The following is a 23,177-nucleotide window of genomic DNA, read 5'->3' as shown; positions in this document are numbered from 1 at the left end:
CGCGCCTATCTGCTCGCCCCGATCATCCGGGATCGGAAGGGCGAGTATAAGAAAGAATTTATCGACCTGCGCAAGCAAGGCTTCCAGCGCGTTAAGGTTAACGGTGAGTTCTATGAATTGGAAGAACCGCCCGTTCTGGATAAGAAATTCCGTCACAATATCGACGTGGTGGTCGACCGCATTGTCGTGCGCGAAGGCTTGGAAACACGTCTCGCCGACAGTTTCCGCACTGCCTTGAACCTTGCAGATGGCATCGCGGTGATTGAAACTGCGCCTGCCGAGGGGGAGGGCGATCCGCAACGCATCACCTATTCCGAAAAATTCGCCTGTCCGGTTTCCGGCTTTACCATCGCCGAAATCGAACCCCGGCTGTTTTCGTTCAACGCCCCCTATGGCGCTTGTCCGGTTTGCGATGGCCTGGGGATGGAGCTGTTCTTTGACGAACGCCTTGTCGTCCCCGACCAATCGCTAACCCTGCTCGGGGGCGCAATCGCGCCGTGGTCGAAGTCGAAAAGCCCGTATTTCACCCAGACCATCGAGGCGATTTCAAAGCACTATGGCTTTGATAAGAAAACCAAATGGAAGGATCTGCCCGAAAACGTCAAGCAGGTCTTCCTGCGCGGTTCGGGGGGTGAGGAAATCTCTTTCCGTTATGATGAAGGCGGCCGGGTTTACCAGGTTTCGCGGGTGTTCGAAGGCGTCATCCCCAATATGGAACGCCGCTACCGCGAGACCGACAGCTCGTGGAGCCGCGAGGAAATGGAGCGGTTTCAGAACAACCGCCCCTGTGGTGCCTGCGGTGGCTACCGTTTGAAACCCGAGGCGCTGGCGGTGAAAATCGGTGGCCTGCATGCGGGGCAGGTGGTGCAGATGTCGATCTCGGAAGCGCATGACTGGATCAGCGCGGCACCCGAGCATCTGACCAAACAGAAGAACGAAATTGCCAAGGCGATCCTAAAGGAAATCCGCGAACGTCTGGGATTCTTGGTAAACGTTGGTCTGAATTACCTCACGCTTTCCCGCAACGCGGGCACGCTTTCGGGCGGGGAAAGCCAGCGCATCCGCCTCGCCAGCCAGATCGGCTCGGGTCTTACAGGCGTGCTTTATGTGCTGGATGAACCCTCCATCGGCCTGCACCAGCGCGACAATGACCGTCTGCTGACCACGCTGAAAAACCTGCGCGATGCGGGCAATACCGTGTTGGTGGTGGAGCATGACGAGGATGCCATCCGCGAGGCGGATTATGTCTTTGACATGGGGCCGGGCGCGGGCGTGCATGGCGGATTTGTCGTCAGCCATGGCACTCCGGCGCAGGTCGCCGCTGATCCGAACAGCGTCACTGGGCAGTATCTTTCCGGCGCGCGCGAAATCAAAGTGCCGAAAACCCGCCGCAAGGGCAGCGGCAAAAAGCTGACGGTGGTGGGGGCCACTGGCAACAACCTGAAGAACGTCACAGCCGAATTTCCGCTCGGGATGTTCGTCTGCGTGACCGGTGTTTCGGGCGGCGGTAAATCGACCCTCACCATCGAAACCCTGTTCAAAACCGCCGCCACCCGCCTCAATGGCGCGCATGAAACCCCGGCACCCTGCGAGACGATCAAAGGCTTTGAGCATCTCGACAAGGTCATCGACATCGACCAGCGCGCGATTGGTCGGACCCCGCGCTCGAACCCCGCTACTTACACGGGCGCGTTTACCCCGATCCGGGATTGGTTTGCCGGTCTGCCAGAGGCCAAGGCGCGTGGCTATCTGCCGGGCCGGTTCAGCTTTAACGTCAAGGGCGGGCGCTGTGAGGCCTGTCAGGGCGACGGCGTTTTGAAAATTGAGATGAACTTCCTGCCCGATGTCTACGTCACCTGCGAGACTTGCAAGGGCCACCGCTACAACCGTGAAACCCTGGAAGTTAAGTTCAAAAACAAGAGCATCGCCGATGTTCTTGATATGACTTGTGAAGACGCGCAGGTATTCTTTCAGGCCGTGCCCAGCATCCGCGAAAAGATGGATGCGCTCTGCCAGGTTGGCCTTGGCTATATCAAGGTTGGCCAACAGGCGACGACGCTTTCGGGCGGCGAGGCGCAGCGCGTCAAACTGTCAAAGGAACTTTCCCGCCGCGCCACCGGGCGCACTTTGTATATTCTCGATGAGCCGACCACCGGCCTGCATTTTGAAGATGTGCGCAAGCTGTTGGAAGTGCTGCATGAACTGGTCGATCAGGGCAACACCGTGGTGGTGATCGAGCATAACCTCGACGTGGTGAAAACCGCAGATTGGGTGATCGACATCGGCCCGGAAGGCGGCGATGGCGGTGGGGAGATCGTCGCGGTTGGCACGCCGGAAACCATTGCGAAATCCGACCACAGTCACACCGGGCATTATCTGAAAGACCTGCTGACCCCACGCCGGGCGGCGGCGGAGTAAGCGGGCCATTGCCTTAGTTGTCGGTCAATACCCGCAGGATCGACAGAACCGCGTTGGTCTTTGGATCAATCCGCATCAGGTGATTGTCGTAGCGGCAATAGGTGCCGGATGGCAGGGATTTATAGCGGGTGTGCGAGACCTGAAGGCAGTCCTGCGGGGCACGATCCCCGACACGATAATTCCGGCCGTCGTGGTGCCGAACTTTATCTGCATGATCATCGTGGTGCTGCCGCGCTTGCTTCTTGGCTTGACCCGGTGGGATACAGGCGCGCGATTTCTTGGCCAGACCCGGCGGGCAAAACTGCGTGGCGTGATGCGCTTTCGGCTTCTTGTTGCCGTGACCTTTTCCGTCTGCCAGCGCGGAACCGGCAGACAGCGCCAGAACGGTCAGCGGAATGCAAAGCAATTTGATGATGTTCATGGATTAATCCTATAGAGGTCACCGGATGACGTTTTAACTATAACGCCGATCCAGCTGCTTTGTTCCTGCCTCCTGCGCAGCCAGCGGTTTAACGCCCACCACTAAACCGCAAATAAGCGCAGTAGCGCCGAGTCTTGCTTTGTCTCCGTTCTATTTTCGCCCAAAATGGGGGCAATTCTTTCGGCTTATCCGAAACATTTTCAAGAAAATCCGAAAGGTCCATTTGAGATAAACCTAATTGTGCGCGTAAGCGATCAAGCGCAACTTGCGCGTGGGATTGATCCGGCGAAAGACCGGACCCGCGACCGAAAGCCCACTCAGCCATTCGGTAAACCAACACAGGCCCACAAGGGCATCACGGTTTCGCAAATGCGGCGGTGCGCTTTGGCGCCCGAATACGCGTATCTGCGCCATAGGATAGGGACAGCACGATGCAACTTACCAACCCGTCACCCTCACTGCACAATGAGGATCTGGCGCCCGCGACCGAGCGAAAATGGGGCGCTTTTTCGATTTTCAACGTCTGGACCTCGGACGTTCATAGCCTTTGGGGCTATTACCTCGCCGCCAGCCTGTTTCTGCTCTGCGGCAGTTTCGTCAATTTCGTGATCGCCATTGGTGCGGGGTCGCTGGTGATCTTCGTGCTGATGAGCATGGTCGGCAACGCGGGCGTGCGCACCGGCGTGCCGTTCCCGGTTTTGGCGCGGGCCAGTTTTGGCACTTTTGGCGCCAATGCCCCAGCCATCGTGCGGGCGATCGTTGCCTGCTTTTGGTATGGCGCGCAGACCTCTGCGGCGTCGGGCGCTATCGTGGCGCTGCTGATCCGCAGCCCCGGCATGTTGGAGTTTCACCAGACCAGCCACATGCTGGGCCATTCCACGCTTGAGGTGATCTGCTACTTCATCGTCTGGTCGTTGCAACTGCTGATCATCCAGCGTGGCATGGAAACCGTCCGCAAGTTTCAGGATTGGGCGGGCCCGGCGGTTTGGATCGCCATGCTTATGCTCGCAGTCTATCTGGTGATCAAAGCTGGCACCTTCTCATTCGGCGCGGAAATTCCGCAAGACGTGCTGTTGAAAGCCACCGCCGATGCCGGCGTGCCCTATCTGCCCGGTTCGACCGCAGCCTTGGCCGCAGTTGCCGCGACATGGATCACCTATTTCGCAGCACTTTACCTGAACTTCTGCGACTTCTCGCGCTATGCCACCTCGGAAGCCGCCTTGCGTAAAGGCAACCTCTGGGGCCTGCCGGTCAACCTGCTGGCGTTCTGTCTGGTGGCAGGCATCACCACCACCGCCGCCTTCACCGTCTACGGCGAGGTTCTGCTGCACCCCGAGCAAATCAGCGCCAAATTCGACAGCTGGTTTCTGGCCGCTCTGGCTGCGCTGACCTTCGCGGTGGCGACTTTGGGCATCAACGTGGTGGCCAACTTCGTCTCACCGGCTTTCGACTTTGCCAACGTGTTCCCGCGCCATATCAGCTTCAAACGCGGCGGCTATATCGCGGCGGGCATTGCGCTGGTGCTGTATCCTTGGGCACCCTGGGAAACCGGGGCTGCGCAATTCGTCAACTTCATTGGCTCTACGATGGGGCCGATCTTCGGGATCATGATGGTGGACTATTACCTGATCCGCAAAGGCAAGATCGACGTCAACGCTTTGTATCAAGAGCACGGCGAATTCCGGTTCGAGGCAGGCTGGCACGTCAAAGCCTTCATCGCCTTGGGCGTCGGCATGGTGTTCTCGTCGATCCTGCCAACCTTCACCACCCTGTTGCCCGCATGGTGGGGCACGTATGGCTGGTTCTTCGGCGTTGGCATTGGTGGTGGGGTGTATTTCCTGCTGCGGATGGGCGACCGCTAACGCAAAAGGCAGGGCCGGAGTTTTCCGGCCCTGCTTGCAAAACCTTACCCTGCCCACAAAACCTTAGCGTTTCATTGGGCAGGTACTGATCCCAAGCATGGTATACAGCGGGCAGGTGCTCATCAATGCGGTGACGATTGGCACAATGCCGATCAGTTTGGCGTAATGCCAAAAGCCGGTGCCTTGATCCAAAAAGAACCACAGCAGCAAGGCTGCGCCGATAACAACGCGCAGGATGCGGTCAAAATTTCCGACATTGGTTTTCAACATGCGGGTTCCCTTTCAGATTCGGCGGCCGAAATGGCAGCTTTGCCTGAAATCTAACCCACATCGCACATATCGACTTTGATCTGACCCCGGATTTCGGGGTCAGATCGGTCAGATAAGGGATTTTACTCCATCTGCTTGAAGTTGAACTCGCCGCCTTCTTTGATCCCCGACGGCCAGCGCGCGGTGATCGTCTTGGTGCGGGTGTAGAAGCGGAACGCATCCGGCCCGTGCTGGTTCAAATCGCCGAACGACGATTTTTTCCAACCGCCGAAGGTGTGATAGGCCAGCGGCACCGGGATCGGCACGTTGATGCCGATCATCCCCACATTGATCCGCGCCGCAAAGTCGCGCGCGGTGTCGCCGTCACGGGTATAGATCGCGGTGCCGTTGCCATACTCATGGTCCATCGCCATGCCAAGCGCCTGCTCATAGCTTTCCGCTCGCACCACCGACAGCACCGGCCCAAAGATCTCCTTGCGGTAAATCTCCATATCCGTGGTCACGTTGTCGAACAGATGCGGGCCCACAAAGAAGCCATCCTCATAGCCCTGCAGTTTGAAATCGCGGCCATCGACCACCAGATTGGCGCCCTGTGCCACACCGGATTCGATCAGCTTCAGGATATTCGCCTTCGCCGCCCCGGTCACAACCGGGCCGTAATCGACGTCATTGCCAGCGGTATAGGGGCCGACTTTCAGCTTCTCGATGCGGGGGATCAAACGCTCGATCAACGCATCCGCCGTGGCTTGCCCAACCGGAACCGCCACCGAAATCGCCATGCAGCGCTCGCCAGCAGCACCATAACCAGCACCCACCAAAGCATCCGCCGCCTGATCCAGATCGGCATCCGGCATGATAATCATGTGGTTCTTGGCGCCACCAAAGCACTGCACGCGCTTGCCGTTCGCCGTGCCGCGCGCATAGATATACTGCGCAATCGGGGTGGAACCCACAAAGCCCACGCCAGAAATCGTCTCATTGTCGAGGATCGCATCGACCGATTCCTTGTCGCCGTTGATCACCTGCAACACGCCATCCGGCAGGCCAGCCTCTTTCATCAAGGCCGCCAGCATCAACGGCACGGTTGGTGCGCGCTCGGACGGTTTCAGGATGAACGCGTTGCCACACGCCAGCGCCGGGCCCATTTTCCACATCGGGATCATCGCCGGGAAGTTGAACGGGGTGATCCCAGCGGCCACACCAATCGGCTGGCGCATCGAATACATGTCAATGCCGGGGCCAGCAGAATCGGTGAACTCGCCCTTCAACAGATGCGGCGCGCCGATGCAGAACTCGATCACTTCCAGTCCGCGCTGAATGTCGCCCTTGGCATCCGGGATGGTCTTGCCATGCTCAGACGAAAGCGCCTCGGCCAGCTTCTCCATATCGCGGTTCAACAGACCGACCATCGCCATCATCACCCGCGCGCGGCGCTGCGGGTTGGTAGCGCCCCACTTGACCTGCGCCTTGGCGGCGTCAGCGGTGGCGGCATCCAGTTCGGCCTTCGAGGCCAAAGCCACCCGCGCCTGCACGTCGCCGGTCGCCGGGTTGAACACATCGGCAAACTTGCCCGAAGTGCCCGCAACCAGCTTGCCGTTGATCCAGTGACCGATCTCTTTCATCATATTTCTCCCTTGAGTTGCCACCACAATAGCCTTGCGAAAATGCTGAGAACAGAGGCAATGTCTCAAACATGTTTTGCAATTTTGCAAAGGTGGCAAGATGGATTGGGACGACCTCCGCGTATTTCTCGCTGTCGCGCGCAGCGAAAGCCTGTCCGGGGCAGGGCGGCGGCTCAAGATCGACCCCGCCACGGTGGGCCGCCGTATCGCGCGGCTAGAGGATGCCATCGGCGCGCGTCTGTTCGCCAAAACCCCCCAAGGCTACAGCCTGACCGAGCAGGGCACCCGGCTGTTGACCCATGCGGAGCGCACCGAAGCCGCCATCGACTGCGCGTCCGAAGCCCTGAGCGGCCCCGAAGGTCTGACAGGACAGATCCGCATCGGTGCCCCCGACGGATGCGCCAACTATCTTCTGCCGCAAGTCATCGCCCGCATCTGTGACGCCAATCCGGGATTAGAGGTGCAAATCGTCGCACTCCCAAGGGTGTTCAACCTGTCAAAACGCGAAGCCGACATGGCGATTGCCGTCAGCCGCCCCGAGGCTGGGCGTCTGACTGTACAAAAGCTGACTGACTACCACCTGCACCTCGCCGCCTCGCGTGACTACCTTGCGGCCCATCCGCCCATCCGAACCCCTGCCGACCTGAAAGCCCACCGCCTCGTCGGCTACATCCCCGATATGATCTTCGACAAGGAACTCGACTATCTCACCGAAATCGGCGCTTCCGCCCCGCCACTCGCCTCCAACTCCGTCTCGGTGCAGCTGAATTTCCTGCGTCACGGCGCAGGCATCGGCGTGGTGCATGATTTTGCGCTGCCCGCCGCCCCGGAACTTACCCGCATCATCCCCCAGCAAATCCATCTGACTCGCGCCTTCTGGCTGATCCGCCACGCCGATGATGGACGCGTCGAACGCCTTAACCGCTTCGCCGCACAACTTATGCTTGAGGTGAAGAAAGAAATGCAAAGACTTGAAGCAATTCCTTGACAGAATCTTACGCTGCCGCGACGCTGCTCCTGACAGATAGGGAGGAACCTTCATGCTTGTCAGCCAAATCCTGAAATCGAAATCCGATGACGGGGTCGTCACTCTGCCGCCCGGCACCATCATCAGCCGCGTCGCCGAAGTGCTGTCTGCCCGTCGCATCGGGGCGGTGGTGATCTCGCCCGATGGCAAGAAACTCGCTGGTATCGTCTCTGAACGTGACATCGTCCGCGAAATTGGCCGGCGCGGCGCGTCCTGCCTGAATGAAAATGTCGACACGATCATGACCGCCAAAGTTGTCGCCTGCGCCCGCGGTGACAACGCCAATGACGTGCTGCAAAAGATGACCGATGGCCGTTTCCGCCATATTCCGGTGCTGGAAGGCGATGAGTTGATCGGGCTGATTTCCATCGGCGACGTGGTGAAGTCGCGGCTGTCCGAGCTGAATATGGAGAAAGACGCGCTGGAAGGCATGATCAAGGGGTTCTAGGCCACGCATTAATCCGCTTGCATCCGGACACGCAATATTGTTGCGTGTCCGTGACTTACGCGAGGAGCCTCCCATGCGCATCGGCCTCTATCCCGGCACTTTTGACCCCATCACGTTGGGTCATGTCGATATCATCCAGCGCGCGATGGCACTGGTGGATCGCCTGGTGATTGGCGTCGCCATCAACCGTGACAAAGGTCCGGCCTTCCCCTTGGAAGAACGCGTGGCGATGGTCGAAGCCGAATGTGCGGGCATCCTTGCCAAAACCGGTGGTGAGATCATTGTCCATCCATTTGAAAACCTGCTGATCGACTGTGCCCGCGATGTCGGCGCTTCGGTGATCGTGCGCGGCCTGCGCGCAGTAGCCGATTTTGAATATGAATTTCAAATGGTTGGCATGAACCGCGCGATGGATGCGAGCGTGGAAACCGTGTTCCTGATGGCCGACGCCCGCCGCCAGGCGATTGCTTCGAAACTGGTGAAGGAAATCGCACGCTTGGGCGGTGATATTTCAAAATTCGTCACCCCCCCGGTGGCGGATGCTCTGGCGCGGCGTTATCCTCAGGTGAAGAAATAACTGTTGGAATGTTTGTTCCACAGCGTTACCCTGCGATACGTCGCCCCAATACCCCGGAAATGATCGCAGACAGATGACCTCTTTGGATGCCGCCGACCTTCCCGCGCCCGCCACAATCGAGGAATTCCGCGAGCGTCTGGCCGCGATCAGCGAAGGCCTGCCGCGCCGCCTGCGGCAATGCGCCGATCATATCGCCGCCAATATCGACCGCATTGCGGTGTCCACCGTGGCCGAACTGGCGGCAGGTGCCGATGTGCCGCCCTCGGCCTTGATGCGGTTTTGCCAGATTCTCGGCTACTCCGGCTTTTCCGAAATGCAAAAGCTGTTCCGTGACGCCTATTCCCCCGGTTTCCCCGACTATTCCACCCGGTTGCAGAATCTGAAACAGGGCGGGGCGGGCACGCCTTCAGCGCTGCTGGGCGAATTCATCGAAGCCGGGCGCTTGTCGTTGGAAGCTTTGGCGAAATCGGCGGATGAAGCCGCGCTTGCCCAAGCCGTGGCCCTGCTGTCCGCCGCCGATACGGTGCATGTGATCGGCCTGCGCCGTGCCTTTCCGGTGGCTGCTTATCTTGCCTATGTGTTTGATAAGATGGCTGTTCCGGCCATGTTGCATGAAGGCACCGGCAAGCTTGATCATCGCCACGCCTTGCGCCCCGGTGATGCGGTTCTCGCGATCACCTTCGCGCCCTATTCTGAAGAAACCATAGCGCTCGCCCAGGATGCGCGCGCGCGCGGCTTGCCGGTGGTCGCGCTGACCGACCGTGTCACCAGCCCACTGGCCCGCACTGGTGATGCGATCCTGACCGTGCCAGAGGTTGATTTTGGCGCGTTCCGCTCGCTTTCCGCCACCCTCGCACTGGCGATTGCGCTGGCGGTGGCGGTGGGGTCGGCGCGCGGCTGACGCCAAAAGAAAACGCTTTTGCTTTGCGCAAAAATGGAATATTTGTTCCAAAACGCTTGCGCAACTGAGTCTTGCCGCAGCGCCTGTCCCCGGAGGAGCCTGCCATGAAAACGCTCGACACCATCACCATCGGCCGGTCCTCGGTTGATCTTTACGGCGCGCAGATCGGTGGGCGGCTGGAAGATATGGCAAGTTTTCAGAAGTATATCGGTGGATCCCCGACCAATATCGCCGCTGGCACCGCCCGTCTGGGCCTGAAATCGGCGCTGATCACCCGTGTCGGTGACGAACATATGGGGCGTTTCATCCGCGAAGAACTGGCGCGCGAGGGCGTCGATGTGCGCGGCGTGAAAACCGATCCCGAACGGCTGACCGCCTTGGTGATCCTTGGCATTCGTGATGAAAGCCAGTTTCCACTGATTTTCTACCGCGAAAACTGCGCCGATATGGCGCTGTGCGAAGACGATATCGACGAGAGCTTCATCGCCGAAACCCGCTCGATCATCGTCACCGGCACGCATCTGTCGCACACCAATACCGAAGCCGCTGTGCTGAAAGCCTTAAAGCTGGCGCGCAAGCATGGTGCCAAAACCGCCTTGGACATAGACTATCGCCCGAATCTTTGGGGACTTGCGGGCCACGGCGACGGCGAAAGCCGGTTCATCGAATCTGCCGCTGTCACCGCTAAGTTACAGGCCAGCTTGCATTATTTCGACCTAATCGTCGGCACCGAGGAAGAATTCCACATCGCAGGCGGCTCGACCAACACCATTGAAGCCCTGCGCAGCGTTCGTAAAGTTTCGAACGCCACCTTGGTCTGCAAGCGCGGTGCCGCAGGGGCCGCCGCCTTTGAAGGTGCGATCCCCGACAGTCTTGATCACGGCCAAACCGGCCCCGGCTTTCCGATTGAGGTCTTCAACGTCCTCGGCGCAGGCGATGGCTTCATGTCGGGCTTGACCAAAGGTTGGCTCGACGGCGAATCTTGGCCCACAGCCCTGAAATATGCCAATGCCTGCGGCGCTTTCGCGGTGTCGCGCCACGGCTGCACCCCCGCCTATCCGTCGTTGGAGGAGTTGAATTTCTTCCTTGAGCGCGGCGTCAAAACCCCGGCCTTGCGCAAAGATGCCGAGCTGGAGCAGATCCACTGGTCCACCAACCGCCGCAAACAATGGTCAGAAGTGCGGGCCTTCGCCTATGACCACCGCTCGCAACTGGAAGAAATCCCCGGTGCCAATCCCGAAAACATTGGCCGTTTCAAAGAGTTGTGCCTTGAAGCTACACTCGCCGTCAGCCAAGGTCGCGAAGGCTATGGCCTCTTGTGCGACAACCGCCTCGGCAAATCGGCGTTGCATAAGGCCTCCGGCCAAGGCCTGTGGATCGGTCGCCCGGTCGAATGGCCCGGCTCGCGCCCGCTGACACTAGAGCCCGAGATTGGCCCCGATTTTGGCGGTCTGTCGGAGTGGGCGCTGGAAGACGTGGTCAAGGTTCTGTGCTTCTGCCACCCGGATGATCAACCCGAAATGCAGGCCGAACAGGAAGCCGTGATCACCCGGTTGTTCCACGCATGCCGTCGTAACCGTTTGGAAATGCTGCTGGAAATCATCCCGTCAAAGGTCGGCCCTGTAGATGATTTCACCAATGCCAGGCTGATCAGCCGCTTCTATGATATCGGCATCTACCCCGATTGGTGGAAGCTGGAGCCGATGCAGACCGTTGAAGCATGGCGCGCCACCTGCGACGCCATCACCAGCCGCGATGCGCATACCCAAGGCATCGTGATCCTCGGGCTAGGGCAATCCGAGGCGGAACTTGCCTCCTCCTTCAAACTCGCTGCCGATTTCCCACTGGTCAAAGGTTTCGCGGTGGGCCGCACCATCCATGCCGATGTGGGTCGGCAATGGATTGCGGGCAAGATTGACGACGCCACCGCTGTGGCCACAATGGCCGAAAATTTCCGCCGCCTATGCGGCATCTGGGACGCCGCCCGAGGAGCAAAACCATGAACACCATCCGTTTGACCGCAGCGCAGGCGATGGTGCGCTGGCTTTCCGTGCAGATGACCGAAGAGGGTGAGCGGTTTATCGAAGGCATCTGGGCGATTTTTGGCCACGGCAATGTGGCAGGGATTGGCGAGGCGCTGCACGGCGCGAAGGATAGCTTCCCAACCTGGCGCGGCCATAACGAACAGACGATGGCCCATGCCGCGATTGCCTATGCCAAGGCGAAAAAGCGCCGTCGCGCGATGGCGGTGACAACTTCGATCGGGCCGGGGGCGCTGAATGTGGTAACGGCGGCCGGGGTGGCCTTTGCCAACCGCTTGCCATTGCTGATCATTCCAGGCGATGTCTTCGCCAATCGCGCGCCCGATCCGGTGTTGCAGCAGTTGGAAGATTTCAACGACGGCACCATCTCGGCCAATGATTGCTTCAAACCCGTCAGCCGCTATTTCGACCGGATTTCCCGCCCCGAGCACATTATGACAGCTCTGCCGCGTGCCTTCCGGGTGATGACCGACCCCGCCGACTGCGGCCCGGTGTGTCTTGCCTTCTGCCAAGATGTGCAAGCCGAAGCCTTTGACTATCCTGAGTCTTTCTTCACCCCGAAAGTCTGGAAGATCCGTCGCCCCGAAGCCGATGCCGATGAACTCGCTGCAGCGATTGCTGCGATCAAAGCCGCGCAGAACCCGGTGATTGTGGCGGGTGGGGGCGTGATCTACTCTGGCGCTGAGGCCGATCTCGCCGCCTTCGCCTCTGCCCACAACATCCCGGTGGTGGAAACCCAAGCTGGCAAATCCAGCCTTGATTTCGACCATGCCTTGAACTTTGGCCCCGTGGGTGTGACCGGGGCCTCCAGCGCCAACACGGTTTGCGAAAATGCTGATCTGGTGATCGGGCTTGGCACGCGGTTTCAGGATTTCACCACCGGATCATGGTCGCTGTTCAAGAACCCGAACCGCCGTATCCTGTCGATCAATGTGGCGGCATATGACTCCTATAAACACGGCGCGATTAACTTAACCTCAGATGCGAAGATCGCCTTGCAAGCGCTTGGAAAAGCTTTAGGAACTCAGAAATGGCCCGCCATCCCCGGCTTGCAGGCCGATTGGGCCGCAGCCACCGCTGCGGTGAAGGCAGCCCCGACCAGCAACGCCTTGCCGACCGATATGCAGGTGATCGGGGCTGTGCAGCGCACCGCCAGCAAAGCCACCGTTGTGATGTCAGCCGCAGGCACGATGCCGGGCGAGTTGCACAAGATCTGGGATGCGCCGACGGGCGGTTACCATATGGAGTATGGCTTCTCCTGCATGGGATACGAGATTGCCGGGGCAATGGGCATCAAGATGGCGCGTCCGACGGCGGATGTGATCTGCATGTTGGGCGATGGCAGCTATATGATGGCGAATTCGGAACTCGCCACCGCTGTGATGATGGGCGTGCCGTTTACCGTGGTGATCACCGATAACCGTGGCTACGGCTGCATCAACCGGCTGCAAAAGGGCACCGGCGGGGCAGGGTTCAACAACCTTCTCGACCAAAGCTATCACGTCAACCCCAGCCACATCGACTTCACCGCCCATGCCGCCGCGATGGGGGCCCATGCGGTGAAAGTCACCACGGTGGCCGAGTTGGAGACGGCTTTGACCGCCGCGAAGGGCGCTAAAATCCCGCAAGTGATCGTGATCGACACCGATCCCTGGCCCGGCACCGATGCAGGTGGCACTTGGTGGGATGTCGGTGTGCCGCAGGTCTCAACCCGCGCCGAGGTCAACGAGGCCCGCGCAAATTATGAAGAAAAACAGAAAGATCAGCGGCTTGTCGACTGACCTTCGCGCCACCGTTAAAATTTGAGGAAATGATGATCCAATACGGCACCAACCCGATCGCCTGGACCAATGACGACGACCGCAGCCTTGGCGCGCATATCAGCCTAGAGCAATGTCTGGATGAAACCGCTGCAATCGGCTTTGATGGCATCGAAAAGGGCCATAAAATGCCGCTGACGGTGGAAGGGCTGAACGCGCTTTTCCAACCGCGCGGGCTGAAATACATCTCGGGCTGGCATTCCACCAACCTGTTGGTCAACTCGGTCGACGATGAAAAGGCCGCGATGCAGCCCTATCTCGACCTGCTGAAGGGCATGGGCTGCAAGGTGATCATCGTCTGTGAAACCTCGAACGCCATTCATGGTGCCGATGACAAAGCGGTGAACGACCGCCCGCATCTGCCCGATGCCGATTGGAAGAAATTCGGCCAAGGCATTGAAGCGCTAGCTGAATTCAGTGCTGCCCAAGGTGTCAAGCTGGTCTACCATCACCACATGGGCACCATTGTCGAGGCTGAATGGGAGATTGACCGTCTGATGGCCGAGACCGGCCCGCATACCCATCTGCTGCTTGATACCGGCCATTGCTATTATGGCGGCGGCGATCCGGTGCGGGTGGCGAAAAAGCACATGGCCCGCGTCGGCCATATCCACGCCAAAAACGTCCGCCCCGACATCATGAAGCAGGTGCGCGAGCAGGGGCTGTCCTTCCTCGAAGGCGTGCGGCGCGGTAGTTTCACTGTTCCGGGCGATGCCGAGGGGGCTGTGGATTTCTTCAGCGTGCTCGAAGTGGCGGCGCAGCACAACTATTCCGGCTGGCTGGTGATCGAGGCCGAGCAGGACCCGTCGGTGCGCATTCCGATGGATTATCAATCGCTTGGCCTGCGTAGCCTCAAGGGCTTTGCCAAGCGGGCTGGTCTGGACAAATAAAGGCTGGGGGGCACGCCCCCCAGGCCCCGTATCTTGGGAGAGTGACATGGCCGACCTGCTTAGAAAACCAAACGGCACAACGGGTAAGGTGCATGACATCACGCCTGAAAGCGCGGGCTGGGGCTATGTCGGTTTCGGCCTCTACCGCCTGCAACCGGGTGAAACCGCTGCCGAAGTCACTGGCGACCGCGAGGTGATCCTCGTGCTCGTCGAAGGCAAGGCGCAAATCCATGCCGCTGGCCAAGATTGGGGCATACTCGGCGACCGAATGGATGTGTTTGAGAAAACCCCGCCGCATTGCCTCTATGTGCCGAATGGCAGCGATTGGCATGCCACCGCCACCACCGCCTGCACCCTCGCCATCTGCACCGCCCCCGGCAAATCCGGCCACAAAGCCGCGCAAATCGGCCCCGCAGGCATCAGCCTGACCCAGCGCGGTACCGGCGCAAACACCCGCTTTATCAACAACATTGCGATGGAAGCGTTGGATGTGGCCGATAGCCTGCTGGTGACCGAAGTCTTCACCCCATCTGGCAACTGGTCGTCCTATCCCAGCCACCGCCACGATGAAGACGACTTCCCCCGCATGACCTATCTGGAAGAAAGCTATTACATGCGGCTCAATCCGGCGCAGGGTTTTGGCATCCAGCGCGTTTATACCGAAGATGGTAGCCTTGATGAGACGATGGCGGTGAAAAACCACGATGTCACGCTGGTCCCCAAAGGCCATCACCCCTGCGGCGCGCCTTACGGTTATGAGATGTATTACCTGAACGTCATGGCGGGGCCGCGCCGCAATTGGCGGTTCCAGAATGATCCAGACCATGATTGGATCTTCCAGCGCGACAATCCGCCGGTTTAAGTTTTACTCCAGCGGCGCGTCCGAGGTCAGAAGCTGGATCTCCATCGCACCTTTGTAGCTGCGCAGTTCTGCCTCGATCAGATGCGGCTTCGGCAGCCGTGGCGTCAGCACAAGGCAGCGCCCGCTATAGCCCAACTCGTTCAGCCGGGTCAGCACCACGATCGCATCCAGCGTGGCGCTGAACAGCGGAAACACCACCAGATCCGGCGCGATGCGGGCCAGTTCGTCCGCGAAGAGCTGCGCGAAGGGCAGGGAGAAGATCATGGCATCCTGTGATGCCGGGGCGTCCTCGCCGCCAGCGAGATAAAGAATTCTGCGGCTTGGCGGGTTTTGCTCTTGCACTAACCCCGACTGCGGCGGCATGGTCGGCTCCCACTCATTCTTCTTGCGCGCCTTGGGGCTGCGAGGCGTCGGCATTCTCCGCGTCTACCACAGCCAAAACGCGAATTTTCGTTACGTCACTCGCCCTATGTTAGCTTGCGCACGGCGGCGTGAGCAAGCGTGAACTGGCATGATATGTTTGCCTGCAGTACAGATTGTTAAAGACGAGGGAATGGCGATGGATCACGAGGCAACAAAAGCACTGCTGGGCGGGCTGCCGCTGCCGGTGATCCTGATCGCGGCGGATGAACGCATCGTGCAGGCGAATGCGCCTGCGCTCGCCCTGTTCGGCGTTGCGATCCTTGATCGCCACCACGCGCTCAGCTTCCGGCAGCCCGAGTTTCTGCGCGCGATCACCCAAGCCTTGCAGCACGGCGAAGCTGGCCGCGTCCGTCTGATCCTCGCTGGCGTCACGCAAGATACCATCTATGAAATCTCGGTCAGCCCGGTGCCGCAAGGCGTTGTCTGCGCGTTTGAGGATCGCTCGGCATGGGAGCAGATGGACCAGATGCGCCGCGATTTTGTCGCCAATGTCAGCCACGAGTTGCGCACACCACTGACCGCGCTGCTGGGGTTCATCGAGACATTGCGCGGCCCCGCCCGCAATGACGCCCCGGCGCGCGAGCGGTTTCTGACCATCATGGCCTCTGAGGCCGAGCGTATGAACCGCCTTGTCCGCGATCTGCTGCATCTCAGCCGGGTCGAATCCGAAGAACGCGTATTGCCGGGGGATGAGGTTGATATTGCAGGGCTTTTGCGCAGTTCCGTCGCCAGCCTGCGCCCGGTTGCCGAAGCCGCCCGTGTCAAGATCCGGGTGGAGGGTGCCGATCAGCCTTTGATGATCAAGGCCGACGCCGATCAGATGACCCAGGTGTTGGCCAACCTTGTTGAAAACGCGGTGAAATACGGCAGCCCGGCTGGTGCCGAAGTCCGCGTCGCCCTGACTCTGGAGCAAGGCCCGCGTGGCCGCCAGCTGCGCATCGCGGTCAGCGATCAGGGTGAGGGCATCGATCCCTTCCACATTCCCCGCCTGACTGAACGCTTCTACCGCGTCGACGGCCACCGGTCGCGCGAAAAGGGTGGCACCGGATTGGGCCTCGCCATCGTCAAACATATCGTCAACCGCCACCGTGGCCGCCTGATCATCGAAAGCGCCAAAGGCAAAGGCAGCCGATTCTCGGTGCTGCTGCCCTACGAGGCTCGCTAAGCCAAAAGACTGCCCTAATCCTTCATCTTGGCCAAAATACGCCCGCCACAGGCTCCACGGCCGCCGCAATCCCCCCAGTGCAGGCTATTTCCGCCCCTCCTGCCGCCCCTGTCATATAGCTGTTACAAAACTGTCGCAAAACAGCAGAACAACCCGCCTAGACGGGGCTGCGAAGGGCAAGCCATCCGGGCAGCCCTCGGGAATTAACTGGAGAGCACAATGTCTCTGATCAAACTGATCCCTTCTGCAGTGGCGATCCTTGCCGCTTCGACCGTCATCGCTTCGGCGCGTGACCAGCTGCAAATCTCGGGCTCCTCGACCGTGCTGCCTTACTCGACCATCGTGGCCGAGGCGTTCGGTGAGAACGGCGATTTCAAAACTCCGGTCGTTGAAGGCGGCGGTTCGGGCGCTGGTCGCAAGAAACTCTGCGAAGGCGTGGGCGAAGCCACCATCGACATCGCGAACTCTTCCTCGCGCATCACCAAATCCGACCTCGAGCTGTGTGCGACCAATGGCGTCACCGACATCATGGAAGTGCGCATCGGCTATGATGGCATCGTGTTTGCTTCCGACATCAACGGCCCGGATTTCGTGCTGACCCCGCTTGACGTCTACAGCGCCATCGGCGCGCAAGTCGCCAAAGACGGTGCTCTGGTTGCCAACACCGCCAAGACCTGGGCTGACGCCAATGCAGCCCTGCCCGCACAAGACATTCTGGCCTTCATCCCCGGCACCAAGCACGGCACCCGTGAAGTGTTCGACACCAAGGTGCTGATGGAAGGCTGCAAAACCAACGGCGCTTACGATCTGTTCCTGGCCGCTTCGACCGCCGCCGAAGAAGGCGACAAAAAGAAAGAAGCCGAGAAACTCTGCTTCGCAACCCGCACCGATGGCACCTCGGTTGATATCGACGGTGACTACACCGAGACCCTGTCGCGTATCGACGCCAACAAGAACGCCATCGGCGTGTTCGGTCTGTCGTTCTACGAAAACAACACCGACAAGCTGAAAGTCGCCACCGTCAACGGCATCCTGCCGTCGGTTGAGACGATCTCGAAGGGCGAATACCCTGTGTCGCGTCCCTTGTACTTCTACGTCAAGAAAGCCCATATCGGCGTGATCCCCGGCCTGAAAGAATATGTCCAGTTCTTCGTCTCGGACGATATGGCTGGTGAGGGCGGCGCTTTGGCAGATTACGGTCTGGTTCCCGATCCGGAACTGGCAGCGACCCAAGCGGCTGTTGAGGCCGAAACCGTGATGGGCCCGCTGGAATAAACACTTCTAGTTGGGGACGCGAGATCGCTCGCGTCCCCTTCCTCACACGGCGCCCTTTCCTCTCATCGGCAGGACCCCCATGAGCCTCGGCCTCCTCACCCTTATTCTACTCGCCCTTGCCGCTGCGGGCTATGTGATTGGCCGCCGCAAGGCCGTTGCACAAGTCGCAGGCGACATTCGCAAATTGCATTCACTGCCACCGTTTTATGGCCGGATCACAGCGCTTCTGACCGCGGTTCCTGCGTTCTTCCTGATCGCGGCATGGCTTTTGGCGCAACCGCTGTTTCTGGAAACCAAAGCGCTCAGCCTGATCAACCCAGCCGAGCTACCGGCAGGTAAATCTGCCGCGCTGGTGATGGCCGACGTGCGCCGTGTCGCCGATGGCCTGAACATGCTGGCGGAGCGCGGTGAGGATGTCACGCCCTTGCTTGCCAGCCCGACCGCGCTGAAAACCTCCTTGAACGGCGCAGGCGTGGTGCTGGAAACCGAGCCGACCGTATCGACCTTGGCCGCGACCGCCGCGCTGCGCGACGCCGGGAAAACCTCGCGTCTGGCGATGACCATTGCGGCCTTGGCCTTGGCGCTGGCAGGTCTTGGTTTTGGCCTCAGCCGCATCAACCCCGAATACCGCGCCCGCAACGCCACCGAGCGATTTGCGATGTGGCTCTTGGTTGCCGCCTCTATGGTAGCGGTGCTAACCACGGTGGGGATTGTCGGCTCGTTGCTGTTTGAATCGATCCAGTTCTTCCGCATCTATCCCGCCGCTGATTTCTTCTTCTCGACCGATTGGAACCCGCAGTTCCGCGGCGGCTCGTCGCTTGGCATCCTGCCGCTGTTGTGGGGCACGCTCTATGTCTCGGTGATCGCTTTGATCGTGGCGGTGCCAATCGGCCTGATGTCGGCGATCTATCTGGCCGAATATGCTAGCAAGACCACCCGGTCTTGGGTGAAACCTGCGATCGAGATCCTCGCCGGTATCCCGACCATCGTTTACGGTCTGTTTGCGCTGGTCACCGTCGGCCCCTTGCTGCGCGACTACTTTGCGCAACCCTTGGGGATCGGCAACTCGTCGTCTTCGGTGATGACCGCAGGCCTCGTGATGGGCATCATGGTGATCCCGTTCGTGTCCTCGCTGTCTGACGACATCATCAACGCGGTGCCGCAATCTTTGCGCGATGGCTCGCTCGGCCTTGGCGCCACACCTTCGGAAACCATCAAGCAAGTGGTGATCCCTGCAGCCCTTCCCGGCATCGTCGGTGCCGTGCTGCTCGCCGCCTCCCGCGCGATTGGTGAGACGATGATCGTGGTGATGGGGGCAGGGGCTGCCGCCAAACTCTCGCTTGACCCGTTTGAAGCGATGACCACCGTGACGGTGAAGATCGTCAGCCAGTTGACCGGCGATACCGAATTCTCCAGCCCAGAAACCTTGGTCGCCTTCGCGCTGGGTCTGACATTGTTCTGCCTGACCTTGGCGCTGAACATCGTCGCCCTGGTGATTGTGCGTAAATACCGGGAGCAATACGAATGACCGCTTCAGCCCCGCTGAACCCGCGCGCGGCCCTTGACACCCGCGAGTCGCTGCTGGTGCAAGACCCGCGCACCAAGGCGCGCAACGCCACCGAAAAACGCTTCCGTCTTTACGGTCTGACCGCCATCGTGGTGGCGCTGCTGGCACTGGTCTGGCTGTTGATCTCGATCTTCAGCAACGGCCTTCCGGCCTTCCGTCAGACCTTCATGACCATCCCGGTCACGCTGGACGCGGCGCTGCTCGACAAAGGCGGCAACCGCGATCCGGCCGATCTCAGCAAAGCCACTACCATCGCCTATGGCAAGCTGCTGGCCGCCTCTCTAGAGGCTGAAATTGTCGCCAAAGGCATTGATCTCGGGGGGCTGACGTCGAAAGACATCGCCAAGATGATCTCCGAGGAATCGCCGGCCACCCTGCGTAACCGCGTCCTGGCCGACCCCTCGATGATCGGCACCACCATCGACGTCACCGTCCTCGCCTCGGGCCGTATCGACGGCTACTACAAGGGTCGGGTGTCGATGGAATCCGCCGCCTTGGACAAGAACACCTCGCCCGAACAACTGGCGATGGCCGACAAACTGAAAGCCGCAGGCGTGCTCTCGATGCAAACCAACGCCGGTTTTCTGACCATGCCCGACGCCTCCGACAAACGCCCCGAGGCCGCAGGTCTGGGTGTTGCCATCGTCGGTTCGCTCTACATGATGTTCGTCGTGCTGATCCTGGCACTGCCGATCGGGGTGGCCGCTTCGGTCTATCTGGAAGAATTCGCGCCGAAGAACAAAATCACCGATCTGATCGAGGTGAATATCGCCAACCTCGCCGCGGTGCCGTCCATCGTCTACGGCATCCTTGGTCTCTCGATCTTCATCAACTTTGCGGGCCTGCCGCAATCTGCCCCCATCGTCGGTGGCCTCGTGCTGACCCTGATGACGCTGCCGCGCATCATCATCCCGACGCGTGCGGCCCTCAAGGCGGTCCCGCCCAGCATCCGTGATGCCGCCCTCGGTGTGGGTGCAAGCCGTCTGCAAACCGTCACCCACCATGTGCTGCCCTTGGCGATGCCCGGTATCCTCACCGGCACCATTATCGGCCTCGCACAAGCCTTGGGCGAAACCGCACCGCTCTTGCTGATCGGCATGGTCGCCTTCGTGCGCGACTTCCCCGGCGCCCCGCCCGAGGGTCTGTTCGACCCGGCCTCGGCTCTGCCGGTGCAAATCTACAACTGGACCCAACGCGGCGACCCCGGCTTTGTCGAACGCGCCTCAGGGGCCATCATCGTTCTGTTGATCTTCCTGATCGCAATGAACGCCGTGGCGATCTACTTCCGCCGTAAATTCGAACGCCGCTGGTAAGGGGAAAACACATGAAAGACCAACGATTGGAGACCCGCGTGGAAACCCAGACCATCAAGATCGAGGCGCGCCGCGCGCAAGTCTATTACGGCACCAACCATGCCATCAAAGACGTCGACGTGGATATCCTTGATAAAACCGTCACCGCCTTCATCGGCCCGTCGGGTTGCGGCAAATCCACCTTCCTGCGCTGTCTGAACCGGATGAACGACACCATCCCGTCCTGCCGGGTGGAAGGCAGCATCACGCTGGAAGGCGAGAACATCTACGATCCCCGCGTCGATCCGGTGCAACTGCGCGCCCGCATCGGCATGGTGTTCCAAAAACCAAACCCGTTCCCGAAGTCGATCTATGACAACGTGGCTTACGGCCCAAAAATCCACGGCCTGACCCGCAACAAGACCGAACTTGATGAGGTGGTGGAAACCTGTCTGCGCAAAGCCGCCCTGTGGAACGAGGTGAAAGACCGCCTGCAATCCCCCGGCACCGGCCTGTCGGGCGGCCAGCAACAGCGCCTGTGCATTGCCCGCGCCATCGCCACCTCGCCAGAGGTGCTGCTGATGGACGAACCCTGCTCGGCGCTTGACCCGATCGCCACCGCACAAGTCGAAGAGTTGATCGACGAGTTGCGCAGCCAGTTTTCCGTGGTCATCGTCACGCACTCGATGCAGCAAGCCGCCCGCGTCTCGCAGCGCACCGCGTTCTTCCACCTCGGCTATCTTGTCGAATACGGCGAAACCGGGCAGATCTTTACCAATCCGAAAGATCCGCGCACTGAATCCTACATTTCCGGCCGGATCGGCTAAGGAGCGAACATGCTGAATGATCCCCATATCGCCACCGTTTTCGACCGTGATCTTGAAGCCGTTCAGGCGATGATCATGAAAATGGGCGGGCTTGTTGAAGCGGCGTTGTCAGATGCGGCCAAAGCGCTGGACACCGGTGATGAGGCTCTGGCCGATCTCGTGCGCAACAACGACACCGCGATTGACCAGCTGGAAGAGCTGATCAACACCGAATGCGCCCGTCTGATCGCACTGCGCGCGCCGATTGCCACCGATCTGCGCACCGTGCTGACCGTGATGAAAATCGCCTCCTCGCTGGAGCGTTGCGGTGACTATGCCAAAAACCTCGCCAAGCGCGCGCTGGTTCTGAACGCGATGTCGCCGATCCCCGGTGCCGCAGGCTCGATCCGCCGCATGGCGCGGCAGGTCGGTTTGCTGCTGAAGGATGCGCTGGATGCGTTTGTGTCCCGCGATGCGGGCCTCGCCGCCGAAGTGCGTCTGCGCGATGAAGAAGTCGATCAGATGTATAACGCGTTGTTCCGCGAATTCCTCACCCATATGATGGAAGACACCCGCAACATTTCGGCCTGTATGCACCTGCATTTCATCGCCAAAAACATCGAGCGCGTCGGCGATCACGCCACCACCATCGCCGAGCAAGTGATCTACCTGACCACCGGTTCGGTGCCGGGCGAAGCCCGCCCGAAAGCCGAACTTGCTGGGGGGGATGCCTGATGGCACCCCGTCCCTCGGTTCTGCTGGTCGAGGATGAACCAGCACAACGCGCCGTGTTGTCCTATAACCTTGAGGCCGAAGGTTTCGATGTTCGCACCGCCGACAACGGCGAAGACGCGCTGTCTCTGATCACCGAAGAGGCACCCGATCTGATCCTGCTCGATTGGATGATGCCGCATGTCTCTGGCATCGAGGTCTGCCGTCGCCTGAAAGCCCGCCCCGAAACCCGTGGCATTCCGATCATCATGCTGTCGGCACGCTCGGAAGAGGTCGACAAGGTGCGCGGCTTGGAAACCGGCGCCGATGATTACGTCATCAAGCCCTATTCCGTGGTCGAGCTGATGGCCCGCCTGCGCGCACAACTGCGCCGCGTGCGTCCGGCCACCGCTGGCCTGCTGCTGGAATGGGGCGACATACGCCTCGATACCGAAACCCACCGCGTTTACCGCAGCGACAAAGTGCTGAAACTCGGTCCCACCGAGTTCCGTCTGCTGGCGACCTTCATGGAAAAGCCGGGCAGGGTGTTCTCGCGCGAAAGCCTTTTGGACCGGGTCTGGGGCCGCGACATTTACGTCGATACCCGCACTGTCGATGTTCACATTGGCCGCCTGCGTAAATCGCTCTGCACCTTCGGCGGCGACGACCCCCTGCGCACCGTGCGTGGGGCGGGGTATGCCTTAGGGTAAAGATCAGCGTAGGGTGCGTGATCTCACGCACCATTCTTATTCCAAAGCCACACCACAGGGCAGCGCCA

General features: G+C 60.1%; 21 protein-coding genes. 17 read left to right on the top strand and 4 right to left on the bottom strand.

Annotation, left to right across the window (positions count from 1 at the left end):
• The coding region (gene uvrA / locus U1A24_RS15155) for an excinuclease ABC subunit UvrA (protein ID WP_322322813.1) at positions 1-2,418 on the top strand (2,418 nt) is incomplete at its 5' end.
• 13 nt (positions 2,419-2,431) lie between these two features.
• On the opposite strand, the gene U1A24_RS15150 is transcribed toward uvrA, so the two are convergent.
• Entirely contained in the window at positions 2,432-2,839 is a 408-nt protein-coding gene (locus tag U1A24_RS15150) for a hypothetical protein (RefSeq protein WP_322322812.1), read from the bottom strand.
• A gap of 431 nt (positions 2,840-3,270) precedes the next feature.
• Between U1A24_RS15150 and U1A24_RS15145 the strand changes: the two genes are divergently transcribed.
• Positions 3,271-4,701: an NCS1 family nucleobase:cation symporter-1 gene (locus U1A24_RS15145; protein WP_322322811.1), complete on the top strand. Its 1,431-nt coding sequence runs from the start codon at positions 3,271-3,273 to the stop codon at positions 4,699-4,701.
• A 63-nt stretch (positions 4,702-4,764) separates the two neighbouring features.
• Here U1A24_RS15145 and U1A24_RS15140 read toward each other — a convergent pair whose 3' ends face one another.
• Together U1A24_RS15140 and U1A24_RS15135 are read right to left on the bottom strand one after the other, a co-directional pair.
• The gene (locus U1A24_RS15140) at positions 4,765-4,971 is read right to left on the bottom strand and encodes a DUF2892 domain-containing protein (RefSeq protein ID WP_322322810.1); all 207 of its coding nucleotides are present in this window, start codon (positions 4,969-4,971) and stop codon (positions 4,765-4,767) included.
• Between the two features lie 122 nt (positions 4,972-5,093).
• Positions 5,094-6,593: a CoA-acylating methylmalonate-semialdehyde dehydrogenase gene (locus tag U1A24_RS15135; RefSeq protein WP_322322809.1), complete on the bottom strand. Its 1,500-nt coding sequence runs from the start codon at positions 6,591-6,593 to the stop codon at positions 5,094-5,096.
• Between the two features lie 100 nt (positions 6,594-6,693).
• Between U1A24_RS15135 and U1A24_RS15130 the strand changes: the two genes are divergently transcribed.
• The 8 genes from U1A24_RS15130 (at position 6,694) to iolB (ending at position 15,160) form a co-directional block, all read left to right on the top strand.
• The gene (locus U1A24_RS15130) at positions 6,694-7,581 is read left to right on the top strand and encodes a LysR family transcriptional regulator (RefSeq protein ID WP_322322808.1); all 888 of its coding nucleotides are present in this window, start codon (positions 6,694-6,696) and stop codon (positions 7,579-7,581) included.
• Between the two features lie 52 nt (positions 7,582-7,633).
• The gene (locus tag U1A24_RS15125; protein ID WP_322322807.1) at positions 7,634-8,068 is read left to right on the top strand and encodes a CBS domain-containing protein; all 435 of its coding nucleotides are present in this window, start codon (positions 7,634-7,636) and stop codon (positions 8,066-8,068) included.
• 73 nt (positions 8,069-8,141) lie between these two features.
• Complete coding sequence (coaD, locus tag U1A24_RS15120) at positions 8,142-8,645, top strand: pantetheine-phosphate adenylyltransferase (RefSeq protein WP_322322806.1); 504 nt, start codon at positions 8,142-8,144, stop codon at positions 8,643-8,645.
• Positions 8,646-8,718: 73 nt separating this feature from the next.
• Entirely contained in the window at positions 8,719-9,546 is an 828-nt protein-coding gene (locus U1A24_RS15115) for a MurR/RpiR family transcriptional regulator (protein WP_322322805.1), read from the top strand.
• Positions 9,547-9,650: 104 nt separating this feature from the next.
• A complete protein-coding gene (locus tag U1A24_RS15110) occupies positions 9,651-11,549 on the top strand; it encodes a bifunctional 5-dehydro-2-deoxygluconokinase/5-dehydro-2-deoxyphosphogluconate aldolase (protein WP_322322804.1) in 1,899 nt (632 codons plus the stop codon).
• Positions 11,546-13,369 carry a 3D-(3,5/4)-trihydroxycyclohexane-1,2-dione acylhydrolase (decyclizing) gene (gene iolD, locus U1A24_RS15105; protein ID WP_322322803.1) on the top strand — a complete coding sequence of 608 codons (1,824 nt, stop codon included), beginning with the start codon at positions 11,546-11,548 and terminating at the stop codon, positions 13,367-13,369. The genes U1A24_RS15110 and iolD overlap by 4 nt, the downstream gene beginning before the upstream one ends.
• A 32-nt stretch (positions 13,370-13,401) precedes the next feature.
• A complete protein-coding gene (iolE, locus tag U1A24_RS15100; protein ID WP_322322802.1) occupies positions 13,402-14,298 on the top strand; it encodes a myo-inosose-2 dehydratase in 897 nt (298 codons plus the stop codon).
• Positions 14,299-14,344: 46 nt separating this feature from the next.
• A complete protein-coding gene (gene iolB / locus U1A24_RS15095; RefSeq protein ID WP_322322801.1) occupies positions 14,345-15,160 on the top strand; it encodes a 5-deoxy-glucuronate isomerase in 816 nt (271 codons plus the stop codon).
• Between the two features lie 3 nt (positions 15,161-15,163).
• Here iolB and U1A24_RS15090 read toward each other — a convergent pair whose 3' ends face one another.
• A complete protein-coding gene (locus U1A24_RS15090; protein WP_322322800.1) occupies positions 15,164-15,424 on the bottom strand; it encodes a hypothetical protein in 261 nt (86 codons plus the stop codon).
• A gap of 295 nt (positions 15,425-15,719) precedes the next feature.
• Here U1A24_RS15090 and U1A24_RS15085 point away from each other — a divergent pair, with 295 nt between their 5' ends.
• The 7 genes from U1A24_RS15085 (at position 15,720) to phoB (ending at position 23,109) form a co-directional block, all read left to right on the top strand.
• Positions 15,720-16,748, top strand: a complete 1,029-nt coding sequence (locus U1A24_RS15085) for a sensor histidine kinase (protein WP_322322815.1) — start codon at positions 15,720-15,722, stop codon at positions 16,746-16,748.
• A 219-nt stretch (positions 16,749-16,967) separates the two neighbouring features.
• On the top strand, positions 16,968-18,023 hold the full coding sequence (locus U1A24_RS15080; protein ID WP_322322799.1) for a substrate-binding domain-containing protein: 1,056 nt from the start codon (positions 16,968-16,970) through the stop codon (positions 18,021-18,023).
• A gap of 79 nt (positions 18,024-18,102) precedes the next feature.
• The gene (pstC, locus tag U1A24_RS15075; RefSeq protein ID WP_322322798.1) at positions 18,103-19,551 is read left to right on the top strand and encodes a phosphate ABC transporter permease subunit PstC; all 1,449 of its coding nucleotides are present in this window, start codon (positions 18,103-18,105) and stop codon (positions 19,549-19,551) included.
• A complete protein-coding gene (gene pstA, locus U1A24_RS15070) occupies positions 19,548-20,903 on the top strand; it encodes a phosphate ABC transporter permease PstA (protein ID WP_322322797.1) in 1,356 nt (451 codons plus the stop codon). The genes pstC and pstA overlap by 4 nt, the downstream gene beginning before the upstream one ends.
• An 11-nt stretch (positions 20,904-20,914) precedes the next feature.
• Positions 20,915-21,709: a phosphate ABC transporter ATP-binding protein PstB gene (gene pstB / locus U1A24_RS15065; protein ID WP_322322796.1), complete on the top strand. Its 795-nt coding sequence runs from the start codon at positions 20,915-20,917 to the stop codon at positions 21,707-21,709.
• A 9-nt stretch (positions 21,710-21,718) separates the two neighbouring features.
• Entirely contained in the window at positions 21,719-22,423 is a 705-nt protein-coding gene (gene phoU / locus U1A24_RS15060; protein WP_322322795.1) for a phosphate signaling complex protein PhoU, read from the top strand.
• Entirely contained in the window at positions 22,423-23,109 is a 687-nt protein-coding gene (phoB, locus tag U1A24_RS15055; protein ID WP_416136385.1) for a phosphate regulon transcriptional regulator PhoB, read from the top strand. The genes phoU and phoB overlap by 1 nt, the downstream gene beginning before the upstream one ends.
• Positions 23,110-23,177: the final 68 nt, after the last annotated feature.

Source organism: Cypionkella sp., from assembly GCF_034376685.1.
In the GTDB taxonomy this organism is placed as follows: domain Bacteria; phylum Pseudomonadota; class Alphaproteobacteria; order Rhodobacterales; family Rhodobacteraceae; genus Cypionkella.
The sequence above is the reverse complement of the archived record's forward strand: the minus strand, read 5'-3'. Positions and strand labels throughout refer to the sequence as shown.